This window comes from Pseudoalteromonas marina (assembly GCF_000238335.3).
Taxonomy (GTDB): Bacteria; Pseudomonadota; Gammaproteobacteria; order Enterobacterales; family Alteromonadaceae; genus Pseudoalteromonas; species Pseudoalteromonas marina.
Window position 1 is genome coordinate 440616 of sequence record NZ_AHCB03000007.1, and the last position, 12264, is coordinate 452879.

Consider the following 12264-nt stretch of genomic DNA (forward strand, 5'->3'; position numbering starts at 1 on the left):
CACGACCCGCCTGTTAGTTTGTTAGTGTGTTAATTTTTAAATTAAATTACGTTTTGCGACCGGTTAACCGCTGCATTTAATGCTGCGTGGTAACCCATTGCACCTAATCCACATATAACGCCTTGTGCCACATCTGAAAAATAAGAATGATGGCGAAAAGCTTCACGTGCGTGCACATTGCTCAAGTGCACCTCATAAAACGGAATATCAACACTTAACAATGCATCACGTAATGCAACGCTTGTATGCGTAAATGCTGCGGGGTTAATAATGATACAATCAACCGCTTGCCAAGCATTATGAATTCGTTCTATGAGCGCTTGCTCACCATTACTTTGAAAGTGCGTAAGTTCAACATTCAGACTATTAGCGGTATTTGTTAGTTCGCTCATAATCTCGCTAAGTGTTTGCGTACCGTATTTTTCTGGCTCGCGCTTTCCTAGCATGTTTAAATTTGGACCATTAACAACTAAAATCTTTAATTTTGCAGCCATAATACGCGATATACCCTCTAAGTAATGAGTTAAGCCATTGCTAGCTATTTTTTAACTTTAAACTAAGCATAAAAAAGCTAAATTGCAACATTTTCTCACGTTAGCTGGGTATTATAGTGATTTCGACGTAAATAACAGCAAAATACTGGTCCAATCACTATTTAAGGTACATTTTGAAAGGTATAAATAACAAAGCCACTTAGTAAACTTAAGTGGCTTTATTGCACTATTATTGTGCGTTGGCACGCACTGTAGCAAGGTGTTTAGCAAAATCCTCAGCATTTAAAAAGCCTGTCACTCGCAACGTGCTTAGCTCTTGCCCTTGAGTATTAAAAAACAAAATACTCGGTAACCCGAACACGTCATACTCTTCCATTAGCTCAATAGTTTTACTATCACTTTCAGTTAAATCGATTTGAATTAACTGATAATGACTAAACTCCTTTTGCACATTTTCATCAGGAAAGGTGTAATGTTCAAACTCTTTACACGCAACACACCAATCGGCGTATAAATCGACCATAACAAGTCGACCTTGTTTATTGGCATCATCGACCGCGACTTTTAGTTCGGCTAAATTGGCAACGTGTTTAAACTCGTTTTTTTGTGAGTTCACTTGGACTTGTACAGGCCAAAAATAGTCTTTAGCTAAACTAAATCCAGTAAATACCAATAACATGGCTGCAAACCATAAAGCTGTTTTTAATTTACTTTGCTGCTGATTACTTTGCCAATGGTGTAAGTACAAAGCAGCAGCTAACGCCAATATACCTGCCATAAGTAATATAATGTTGGCGCTGATCAAACGTTCTAACAATATTAGTGGAACGACCAACATTACAAAGCCAAATAAGGTTTTAACTTGCTCCATCCAACCGCCTGCTTTAGGTAGCAATTTACCACCCGATGTACCAAGCAATAATAAAGGCAACCCCATGCCTAAACTTAATACATACAACGTTAGCCCGCCCACTAAGTAATCACCACTTTGCGCAACGTATAATAAAGCGGCTGATAGCGGCGCCGTAGTACAAGGTGATGCAATTAAACCGGACAATACCCCCATCAAAAATACACCAACATAGTTGCCACCTTTTTGATTATTACTTACCTGCGTGAGTTTATTCATCATACTGCTAGGGAGTTTTATTTCGTACCAACCAAACATCGACATAGCCAGTAATACAAATAATAAGCTAAAGCTAATAAGTACATAGGGGTGCTGTAAATACCCTTGTACTTGTCCACCTAATGCTGCAACAACTAACCCTAATGCTGCATAAGTTACCGCCATGCCTTGTATGTATACGAACGAAAGTGCAAAGGCTTTTTTAGTTGATAAATTTTGTTGCCCAGCAATTAAGCTCGACAAAATAGGAAACATCGGGAACACACATGGTGTAAAAGCAAGCCCCACACCCACTGCAAAAAATACTAATAAGTTAATAGCTAAACTTTGACTTGCCAGTTGCTCAGTAAAAGAAAGATCTTTTTTAGTGATAGCAGCATCCGGTTGCGATGTTGATTCGGTTAATGCGCTTGCAGCATTAGACGGTGTTGCATTTTGCGATTGCTCGCCTGCAATCACACTCAATGGAATTGTGATAACTTCAGGCGGGTAACAGAGTCCAGCCTCAGCACAGCCTTGATAACGCACTTTGACTACGGCGCCTTCATTTACGTCACTCAGCTTACTGATGATACTAACGCTTTGAAAAAACACCTCTGTTTTACCAAAAAATTCATCTTCGATAATCTCGCCATCACCTAAGCTTCCTACATCAATGCTGGCATCTTTAGCGAGTATCTCTATTTTTTGCTTATATAAATAGTAACCTGGCGCAATATCCCACCCTATAAACAAGGTGCGACCTTGCTGATCAAAGTCAAACTCAAACGCTTGTGTTACGGGTAAAAAGGTTTGCTGCGTGGGCGCTAATAAATCATTAAGCACATTATTTGATGTAGCCTTTGCAGGGGCTATTAATAATGTCACTAATAGCAAAAACAAAAAGCGCATTAATGTAATACCTCATCCATCCAGTTAAAATAAGCCAAGTTCCCGGTTGTTATGTCAATAACTTGTATCTCGGGTACTTCGTAGCTATGCATCGCTTTTATAGTTAAAAACACATCGTTCATTTTCTCTGTTTTGGTTTTAACTAGCATTTTAACTTCTGTCATTTCTTTTACCTCACCCTCCCACATATAAATAGAAGACATTGCTGGTAAAATATTGACACACGCGGCCAGCTTTTTTTCTACCAAAGCTTTACCAAGCATGCGTGCTTCAGCCTCGTTTTTACAGGTAGTAAAAATTAATTTAAATTGTGTATTCATTATGAACCTTTACTTGTTGAACGATGTCTAGCTTCATAGTATCTGATAGGTAAGCCAATGTGTAGAAATCCAGTTAAATGACACTACCTACGCATTAACCTTGAAAAGAGACCTATTAACCCTCACTTATATTTCATCAACTCTTACGAGTACCTTATTTAGAGAGCATTATGTTTAGATTTTTATTTGTGTTGTTTATTATCATTCCTATTATCGAAATCGCCTTGTTAATTCAAGTAAGCGATGTAATAGGGGGTGTAGCGACTATTGCACTAGTGGTTATTACCGCAATTTTAGGCGCTAAGATGGTGAAACAACAAGGTATGGGCGCACTTCAAAATGCGCAAACGCAAATGGCGCAAGGCCAGATGCCTGCTAAAGAATTATTCACGGGAATATGCGTAATTATTGCCGGTGTACTATTGTTAACGCCAGGCATCATGACTGACGTTTTTGGTTTACTTTTATTAACCCCTGCAATTCGTAATAAATTAGCTGCAGGCCTTGCAAGTCAGGCAACTGTGAGAATGAGTGCAGGTATGCAACAAGGTCCTTCCCCATACGCTCAACAACCGCATTCGATGCGTGACCAGCAACAAACCGAACAACCAACAACCATTGATGGTGAGTTTGAACGAAAAGATTAAAAATTTATCATTTTTTCTCTTGGAATTTTTTACTCTACCCCCATTAATGAATGCAAATTAGAAAAGCTTTTTTCTGTACTGTTCAGAAACTGTTAGGAGAACTAAAAAACATGAACATTCGTCCTTTACAAGATCGCGTAATCGTTAAACGTCTAGAAGAAGAAACAAAATCTGCTGGCGGTATTGTATTAACTGGCTCTGCAGCTGAAAAATCAACTCGCGGAGAAGTAGTAGCCGTAGGTAATGGTCGTATTTTAGATAACGGTGACGTTAGAGCTTTAGAAGTAAAAGCCGGTGACACTGTGTTATTTGGCTCATATGTTGAGAAAACTGAAAAGATCGAAGGTCAAGAGTACCTGATCATGCGTGAAGACAACATTTTAGGCATTGTAGGCTAAGCCTACTTTTCGTTTAACACACATTTAAGAATTTAGAGGAATTTAAAACATGGCAGCTAAAGAAGTACTTTTTGCAGGTGACGCACGCGCTAAAATGCTAACTGGCGTAAACATCCTAGCAAACGCAGTTAAAGTTACATTAGGTCCTAAAGGCCGTAACGTTGTACTAGACAAATCGTTTGGCTCTCCAGTGATCACTAAAGATGGTGTATCTGTAGCAAAAGAAATCGAACTTGAAGACAAGTTTGAAAACATGGGCGCGCAAATGGTTAAAGAAGTTGCATCTAAAGCAAATGATGCAGCCGGCGATGGTACAACTACCGCTACAGTACTTGCACAGTCTATTGTTAATGAAGGCCTTAAAGCGGTTGCTGCAGGCATGAACCCAATGGACCTTAAACGTGGTATTGATAAAGCAATCATTGCTGCTGTTGCAGAGCTTAAGGCGCTTTCTGTTCCTTGTGCTGATACTAAAGCTATTGCTCAAGTAGGTACTATTTCAGCTAACTCTGATAAAGAAATTGGCGACATCATTGCAGAAGCAATGGAAAAAGTAGGCCGCAATACAGGTGTTATTACTGTTGAAGAAGGTCAATCACTAGAGAACGAACTAGATGTTGTAGAAGGCATGCAGTTTGACCGTGGTTACCTATCTCCTTACTTCATTAACAACGCTGAAAAAGGCGCAGTTGAATTAGATAACCCATTTATTCTACTTGTAGATAAAAAAGTATCTAACATTCGTGAGCTACTACCTACATTAGAAGCCGTTGCTAAAGCAAGCAAGCCACTATTAATCATTGCTGAAGACCTTGAAGGCGAAGCACTTGCAACGCTTGTAGTTAACAACATGCGCGGCATTGTTAAGGTATCAGCGGTTAAAGCTCCTGGTTTTGGCGACCGTCGTAAAGCGATGTTACAAGATATCGCCGTATTAACTGGCGGTACTGTTATTTCAGAAGAAATTGGCCTTGAGCTTGAAAAAGCAACAGTTGAAGACCTAGGTACAGCTAAGCGCGTTGTTATCACTAAAGACGATACAACTATCATCGATGGTGCTGGCGAAGAAGAAGGCATTACCGGTCGTGTTTCTCAAATTAAAGCACAAATTGAAGAAGCAACATCAGACTACGATAAAGAAAAACTACAAGAGCGTATGGCTAAACTTGCCGGCGGTGTTGCAGTAATTAAAGTAGGCGCAGCAACTGAAATTGAAATGAAAGAGAAAAAAGACCGTGTTGAAGATGCATTACATGCAACTCGTGCAGCGGTTGAAGAAGGCGTAGTACCGGGTGGCGGTGTTGCTCTAGTACGTGCAGCTAGCAAGCTAGTTGAACTACTTGGCGATAACGAAGATCAAAACCACGGTGTTAAAGTTGCCCTTCGTGCGATGGAAGCACCTCTTCGTCAAATCGTAACTAACGCGGGTGACGAAGCATCTGTTGTTATTAACGCTGTTAAAGGTGGCGAAGGTAACTACGGTTACAACGCAGCAACTGGCGAATACAATGACATGATTGAAATGGGTATCCTAGATCCAACTAAAGTAACGCGCTCTGCACTACAATTTGCAGGGTCTATTGCGGGTCTAATGATCACAACTGAAGCAATGGTTGCTGAAATCCCTAAAGAAGAAGCTGCTGGTGCCCCTGATATGGGTGGCATGGGCGGAATGGGTGGCATGGGCGGCATGATGTAATCATCACAACCCATATTAACCATTGATTTATAAGGGTTTATCCACTCCACGTAGAGGCATATGTAGAGACATGGATAAACCCTTTTGTATACTTAGGTATACACCTGCCCTACTTTCCTATTCTACCTAGCAAATAAAACTACTTCTTCAGACCCTCTTTTAAATTATTTAGGTTAGCTCACTACATATATTAAGCCGTAGGGGGGGAGTATTAGGGGTACTGAATCACCTTTGCGATTGCATCGACTCACTACGCTTAAAAAAAACGTGTTTTATATTTATCTGTTTTTTATAAATGTAGAGCAAGTATGATAAGTGCGTTAAGCTTAGCTATAAAAGTCATATTCATATTGGAGCTATGGTGTATAACAAAAAGGAAGTTAAAGAAATCATATGGAAAAAATGGCTATTCCCAGACTTTTCTAACAAACTCACTTGGTTCATTGGGGGTACTGGAGCAGCAATCATTTTAACCCCAACCCCTTTTAAACACCTATTTTACAATTGGCTGGTAGATACCTTTAATTTAAACTCTGGTATTCCTTATACCCTATCAGATTTGCAAAACAGTACAGCTGATTATTCTTTAGGGTTTGGTTTAATCTTTTTGGCTCTTCTACACAATATTGGTTATCGAGTCCTCATATATAAGACTGAGCAACTATCTCAAAACAAGAAACAAGCTCAAATTGATGTAGATGAAAAACTATTTATAGAGTTTGCTGCTTTATTACCAGCAGATGGTCTTGATGTATGCACATTAAAAGACCACGACTTTGGTAATGCTTACCATAGAGGTAGCTTTGATGCTTTAGAGAAGTTTGTTAATACATGGGATCACGCTCAGAAATCCTTTTTAGATAAAGAGCTTGAGTCTAAAAGAAATAATTTTTTAGGCAAGGCAAAGCATTTTATTCATACCCTCGCAGTTAGGTCTTACCCTATTGGTAATGGCGATGTGTTCTCTTGTATTCCAGATAGATACAGAGGTTCATACGACTGGCCAGATAATGTTAGTGAGCAAATTAGTGAGCTAAATGACTTAGCAACAGAACTATTTGAGCTACATAGAGAGTTCATACTTTCGACTAGACTTCGCTTAGTATGTTGATTTAACTTACCTGTAAACCTGTTGTGTACACCAAGGAAACCACACTGTACACATGTGTACACTAGGCTCTATTTCCTTATAAAGACTATGTGCGGTCTTCCTTTGAGGGCTATTCAACGGCTCTAAAAGGCGTCATATGAGCTTTCAGGTATTGATACGCCATCCCAATTATCTGGCGCTTCGTCACTCTCTAACGTTCCTGCTTGTTCAAGCCATTTATCCCTTCTGGTAATAGAAATCCCAAGGGTAGAGCCTCTAGCAGTTTTACGTAGGGCTTCCCTAAAGTTATCTTCACCAACAGATTCTATTAGGCTGTCTATCTTGGCATATGCCTCTTCTATTAGATAATGTCTGTATTCTTCATTATCCATATCCTTAGGGGTGTAGCTTTTTCCTGAGACAATATCAGAGAGCCTTCTAATCTTTGGAAACCCTCTTGCATCCCAAGTGGAGCTTTTAGCTGCCTCTGTGTATCTATTCTCTAGTTTTTTTTGTAGCTGGCGGGTAAAACTATCAAGAGAGCTATAATCTTCCAGCTTACCTTGAATAGCTTCTGCACAAGCTCTAAGGGCTCTCATTACATGGTTTGCTTGTCCTCGACTGCAGCCAATAAGCTTTGTAAGCTCACTAACACTATAATCATATTTTCCAGCTATAACTAATGATCTAAACTTAGACTGATTGACTTCGTCCTTAGTAACCCCTACACCATGCCCTTGGTTAACTTCTTGAGCCGCAAGGAAAGCCTCTGTGTATGTTCTGTTTCTAACTAGCCTAGCTTTTACCCTAAAATCATCACATTTAGCTTTGTCCATGTACTCTAAGGATGCACTAATACGATGAAAACCATCTATAACAAGCTTCTTTCCAGAAACCTCAAACACAGTTATTGGTTGCTTTATTCCTACTCCATTGTGAAAGTCGTCTAAGATTTCTTTTGATTGGCTCTCTTGCTTAAGCTCTTGAGCGCGTCTTGTATTCTTATCTCTAATTAAATTAGTGTCTCGCCCTTGCATAGCAGGGTCTAAAATCACTTCTCTTGGGTTGATGTCTATAAAACTACTATTAGACATGTATTGGTTCATTGAGGCTTCTCTATCGCTTCTAGAGCTCTTTGTACTGTGGAAAGGGAAACACCAACCTCTTTAGCTATTTTACGCAAAGATATACCCTGAGAGCGTAATAGCCTGATTTGCTGGTGGTTAGTCTTATTGGTAGGACGGCCACGGTATTTACCAGCAGCCTTGGCTTTTTCGATGCCTTCCTGCCTTCTCTCTTGAATCATAGATAACTCGAATTGAGCAACTGCCCCCAACATACTCAGCATTAACTCAGACATTGGGTCAGAGCCACCAGCTTTAAAGCAGAGGCCTTCCTTATGAAACTTCACTTTGACCCCTCTACCATTCCAATCAGTAACAATCTGCTTCAAGTCTAAGAGGTTACGTGCAAGTCTATCAATGCTATGGATATGTACAGTGTCACCTTCCCTGATGTATTCCTTTAGCTCATTTAAGGCTGGTCGTTGAGCAGAGCCGCCACTACATTTATCAACAAACTTCTTTGTAAAACTAATCTTTACGTCAGCAAGTTGTCGTTCCGTGTTTTGGTCTGTAGAAGAGACCCTCATATAAGCTATGTGTGCCACATCCTGTACTCGTTTAATTCTAAGAGGCGGGAAATAATAATGTGGTCTTAATTTAAAGTAAACCCTAACAGGTACTGTTTGATCACGTTATGACCATACCTGTTTAGGTATACTTAAAAGAGTACAAATCAACTTTTAGATCTTGGACGGATCTCAAGAGCTTCTTCATAACTCCAACCTAATTTTAATCTTGCGCTGACTCTTTTGAAGCATACACCATTTGCCTCAGCAGCTTTACTCATTGAAGAGTATTTTACTTTGTTGCCGTTTATTTCAACGTCAATTAATTTAGTAGCATGTTTATTTATGGGAGGTGTCTCCAAACCTAAAGATTGCTCTAGAGTCCAGCCTCTTGAGAGCCTTTTTCTAATAGTTTCCCACCTATCAAATCCATAAAATGCAGCAGCTTCTGCTTTAGACTTAAACCTTCGAGTTTTACCATTTATCTCTAATTGAAATGAATGCATTGGATGCACCCATTTGGGTGGTTCTACCAAACCTACAGCTTGCTCAGGTGTCCAGTTCAGCTTAACTAGCCGTTGTAGAACTCTTGCAGTGGGAAGGTTATAACTGCTTGCTAATTCACCAACAGAATTAAAGGTAAGCATATTTCCTGAATCTTTGATTGTAAATTTTCTTCCAGCAAATTTGTGTGTTTCTGGAGCTGGTGCAAGCTCAAAGGCTTGCTCTAATGTCCATCCATAGCGAAGCCTATCAGCAACAAGTCTATACTTAAAACCGTAAGCCCTCGCAGCCTCACTTACAGATGGGAAAGTTAAGTTTTCTAAGACTACAGAACGGCCTTTGCTAAAACCACTACCTCCACGATTAAGATTATATCCGTCAGGGTACTTTGTTTTTAATTTCTTAATCCAATACCTCTCTAGTTTATTTAATTCATTAATTGAGTCAGCATGATCTATAATTGTAATATCAAAGGCATCAGCTCCATATCTCAAAATAGCAGCAGAGAGAGAGTGCTTGCTTTTGGTTTTTCCTTTTGAAGCTAAACCTACGTGACTTTTCCACCTTTCAGTAACTGGCGACATAGTCTGTCCTACGTAATACTTGCTATTGATGTTGTTTTTTATCAAATAAATGTAGCCATAGCATTTTTTGGTATGTGCTGGTGGTGTTGCTAATTCTAGAGCTTGCTCTATTGACCATCCTCTACTATTTAATCTATTGAAAACAAGGAATTCGTTTAGCCCTTGAGATTTAGCAGCCTCTGTTACAGATAAAAAGTGATAGTCAACTCCATTAATTGAGAATTTAACTTCTTTCCTATTATGGGCAATACGTTTTGAATCCCGCTCAATAATTCCTAATGCTTCTTCAGGAGTCCAGTTAAAGTTAGTCAACCTAGCTCTAACTAATTTGGGCTCTATCCCGTATTCGTCAGCGGCATCCTTAATGGTTGAATAGCTCTTTAATTTACCATTAACCTTTACAGAGATAGATTGCCGTCTATTAGGCTCTAACTTGCGTCTTGGAGCTAACTCAAAGGCCTCTTCAATAGACCAACCGCTTCTTAAACGACCTACTATTAGTTTGGGGTTAAGATGGTACTGTTCAGATGCTTCAGAGATACTAGAATAAGCAATCCCGTCTACCTCAATCCCTTGCTTTGCCATTTTGAAAACTCCTTGATTACAGCCAGTCTCTTTCTATGATTTTTGCCGCTTGATCAGCATGTTGACATAATACCTTTAACTCTTCACCCTTAGCATAATAGCCATAAGTCATTGTCTTACCGCCTTTATGACCTACAGCAAATGCTGCACTAGTCTCATCTATTCCAGCCCTTTGATAAGCCGTACTCATATGCACCCTAAATGAATGAAATGTTCGACTTTTATCCTTCGTCACATTAGCAGATTTATAGTTACTAAAGACTCTTGAGGCTTGTTTACCATCCATTCCAATGATGCTTTGACCTACTTCAGAAACCCCCAAACGCCTCCTTACAATTTCATGAACCCTCTTAGGAAGTGGAACAGTTCTAGTCGCTGATGCTGTCTTACCCTTTCTTATATATAACGCCATTAGCTCACCCTCGATATACACATCATCTTTAGTTACAGCACAAATTTCAGATATGCGACATCCAGTGAATAAGCCTAAATAAACGAGAGCTTTGATGCCTTCATCTTCAGAGTTAGCCCAGCTAATTATTTCGCGAATTTCCTCACGACTAAATAGCTGCTTCTTTTCAATAGTCTTATCTGCTTCATAATGAGTAAGTATGTGAGAGTCGAAAGGGTTCTCGCGTTTATCAATTTCTGCAATTCTCCAAGCATGCTCGTAGATACTTTTCAATCGACTCAAATGACCCTTAACTGTACTTACTGCTACCTCCTGAATGAGTTCGTCTATAAAACTAATCACCTGCTTTCTTTCAATACCCATTAGCGGCATATCGTGTACGTTTAGGTGCCTCAAGAAACGACTAGCGGTAGACTTCATTTTGACTATAGTATCTTGGTTTCTCTGTTTGTTTTTACGCAGCCAATCATTAAGAGCTTCTCTCATGGAATAGGTATATTTTACAGGTATTGTCCCAGTCTTAAATGCTTTAGCTGCTTCTTGTCGTACCTCTGGGTGTTCTTCTGTTCCAACCAAAATAGAGTCTTCAAGCTGATAATATGCCTCGTATTTATCACCCCTAGCATCACGCTTTGCTTGCTCTAAAGTATTATAGAAGCTCATAAAGGTACTACGCCCACCATCAATAGCTTGTTCCTTTTGAACAGCTAACTGCCCCAACAAACTGTCTCTACGTAACCTAGCAGTCTTAATGCAGCTCGTTTGAAGTGACTTTACGTAAATCTCTTTGCCGTCATATAAGTGCCTAACTCCCTTAGGTATTCTTATTTGAAACATCCAGACATCACGATTCTTACGTTTTTTAAGGTATTTGTTATTACTAGCTTCTGCCATTGTTGAATATACCCAAAAGTGGAGACCAATGTAGAGACAAATAATACCACAACCCTTTATTTACAGTACATACAGTGGCTTAATGTAGATTTGGAAGGCATGATGTAATCATCACCGTTTAAGCACCTCGCTTATATAAAACCCAGCCTCGGCTGGGTTTTTACTTTTTAGTACTTTTTTATTGTTATTGTTCAATTTACCCCCAAATAGTAATAACGTATAAATTAAAAAACCACACCATGGACATACTTAACAGTAATGGAATTACTTTCATCGCAGTGCTTGTAACCCTAATATCTGCATTGCTGCTTTTAATAGTTTGCCTTTTGTTAAAAATGATTACTTGGGGTAAAAGTATGTCGAAAGGGGCATATTTATTTTTAGCGTTTTTTCCGCTTATTTCCCTGATGCCTATTCCGCCACCTACCTACGAAAATGTTCAAAAGGCGAAGCAAGAGCAAAGAAAACGTAAGGAAGACTCAGGCGACCCGCCGGATGAAGAGGTATAATCTACAATATACAACCCTACACAAAACACACACTGATATGTAAAAATACGCAGCAACACAATCAAGGAGTAGTTTATGTCAGGTATAAAACAGCATATTGGCAGTATTGCCTTAATCGTAAAAGATTATGATGAAGCCATTGAGTTTTACACTAAAAAATTGAGCTTTGAATTAGTTGAAGATACTGATTTAGGTGAGGGAAAACGTTGGGTGTTAATTACACCGCCGCAGTCAAATGGTACGCATATACTACTTGCTCAAGCCACTGAGCCAGAACAAGTAAGTGCTATTGGTAACCAAGCCGGTGGGCGTGTTTGGTTATTTTTACATACTAACGATTTTTGGCATGATCATGAAAACATGTTAGCTAACGGTGTTGTCTTTAATGAACAACCCCGTAATGAACCTTACGGAGTTGTTGCTGTTTTTGAAGATTTATACGGTAATAAGTGGGATTTAATTCAACAAAAATAGAAAG

Annotated in this window: 13 protein-coding genes; 6 read left to right on the forward strand and 7 right to left on the reverse strand. The window is 39.3% G+C overall.

Annotation, left to right across the window (positions count from 1 at the left end):
* Positions 1 to 41: 41 nt before the first annotated feature.
* The 3 genes from aroQ to cutA all read right to left on the reverse strand — a co-directional run bounded on the left by aroQ (position 42) and on the right by cutA (position 2834).
* Complete coding sequence (aroQ, locus tag PMAN_RS13230) at positions 42 to 494, reverse strand: type II 3-dehydroquinate dehydratase (protein WP_010556693.1); 453 nt, start codon at positions 492 to 494, stop codon at positions 42 to 44.
* Positions 495 to 723: 229 nt separating this feature from the next.
* Positions 724 to 2514 carry a protein-disulfide reductase DsbD gene (locus PMAN_RS13235; protein WP_010556694.1) on the reverse strand — a complete coding sequence of 597 codons (1791 nt, stop codon included), beginning with the start codon at positions 2512 to 2514 and terminating at the stop codon, positions 724 to 726.
* Positions 2514 to 2834, reverse strand: coding sequence for a divalent-cation tolerance protein CutA (gene cutA / locus PMAN_RS13240; RefSeq protein ID WP_006791250.1), 321 nt, complete (start codon positions 2832 to 2834; stop codon positions 2514 to 2516). Before cutA ends, PMAN_RS13235 begins: the two co-directional genes overlap by 1 nt.
* A gap of 170 nt (positions 2835 to 3004) precedes the next feature.
* On the opposite strand from cutA, the gene PMAN_RS13245 reads away from it, so the two are divergent.
* From PMAN_RS13245 to PMAN_RS13260, 4 genes are all read left to right on the forward strand, one after another.
* Complete coding sequence (locus PMAN_RS13245) at positions 3005 to 3481, forward strand: FxsA family protein (RefSeq protein ID WP_006791251.1); 477 nt, start codon at positions 3005 to 3007, stop codon at positions 3479 to 3481.
* A gap of 110 nt (positions 3482 to 3591) precedes the next feature.
* Complete coding sequence (locus PMAN_RS13250; RefSeq protein WP_006791252.1) at positions 3592 to 3879, forward strand: co-chaperone GroES; 288 nt, start codon at positions 3592 to 3594, stop codon at positions 3877 to 3879.
* 49 nt (positions 3880 to 3928) lie between these two features.
* Positions 3929 to 5578 (forward strand): chaperonin GroEL, encoded by a 1650-nt coding sequence (gene groL, locus PMAN_RS13255; protein ID WP_006791253.1) that lies wholly within the window; start codon positions 3929 to 3931, stop codon positions 5576 to 5578.
* Between the two features lie 358 nt (positions 5579 to 5936).
* The gene (locus tag PMAN_RS13260; RefSeq protein ID WP_010556695.1) at positions 5937 to 6689 is read left to right on the forward strand and encodes a hypothetical protein; all 753 of its coding nucleotides are present in this window, start codon (positions 5937 to 5939) and stop codon (positions 6687 to 6689) included.
* Between the two features lie 122 nt (positions 6690 to 6811).
* On the opposite strand, the gene PMAN_RS13265 is transcribed toward PMAN_RS13260, so the two are convergent.
* The 4 genes from PMAN_RS13265 to PMAN_RS13280 form a co-directional block, all read right to left on the reverse strand.
* Positions 6812 to 7774: a ParB N-terminal domain-containing protein gene (locus PMAN_RS13265; protein WP_010556696.1), complete on the reverse strand. Its 963-nt coding sequence runs from the start codon at positions 7772 to 7774 to the stop codon at positions 6812 to 6814.
* The gene (locus PMAN_RS13270; RefSeq protein ID WP_021032401.1) at positions 7771 to 8337 is read right to left on the reverse strand and encodes a recombinase family protein; all 567 of its coding nucleotides are present in this window, start codon (positions 8335 to 8337) and stop codon (positions 7771 to 7773) included. The genes PMAN_RS13265 and PMAN_RS13270 overlap by 4 nt, the downstream gene beginning before the upstream one ends.
* Positions 8338 to 8465: 128 nt before the next feature.
* Positions 8466 to 9971, reverse strand: a complete 1506-nt coding sequence (locus tag PMAN_RS13275; RefSeq protein ID WP_010556698.1) for a GIY-YIG nuclease family protein — start codon at positions 9969 to 9971, stop codon at positions 8466 to 8468.
* A 16-nt stretch (positions 9972 to 9987) separates the two neighbouring features.
* Complete coding sequence (locus PMAN_RS13280; RefSeq protein WP_010556699.1) at positions 9988 to 11277, reverse strand: tyrosine-type recombinase/integrase; 1290 nt, start codon at positions 11275 to 11277, stop codon at positions 9988 to 9990.
* Between the two features lie 356 nt (positions 11278 to 11633).
* Here PMAN_RS13280 and PMAN_RS13285 point away from each other — a divergent pair, with 356 nt between their 5' ends.
* A complete protein-coding gene (locus PMAN_RS13285; RefSeq protein WP_198434413.1) occupies positions 11634 to 11786 on the forward strand; it encodes a hypothetical protein in 153 nt (50 codons plus the stop codon).
* 75 nt (positions 11787 to 11861) lie between these two features.
* Positions 11862 to 12260: a VOC family protein gene (locus PMAN_RS13290; protein WP_010556701.1), complete on the forward strand. Its 399-nt coding sequence runs from the start codon at positions 11862 to 11864 to the stop codon at positions 12258 to 12260.
* Positions 12261 to 12264: the final 4 nt, after the last annotated feature.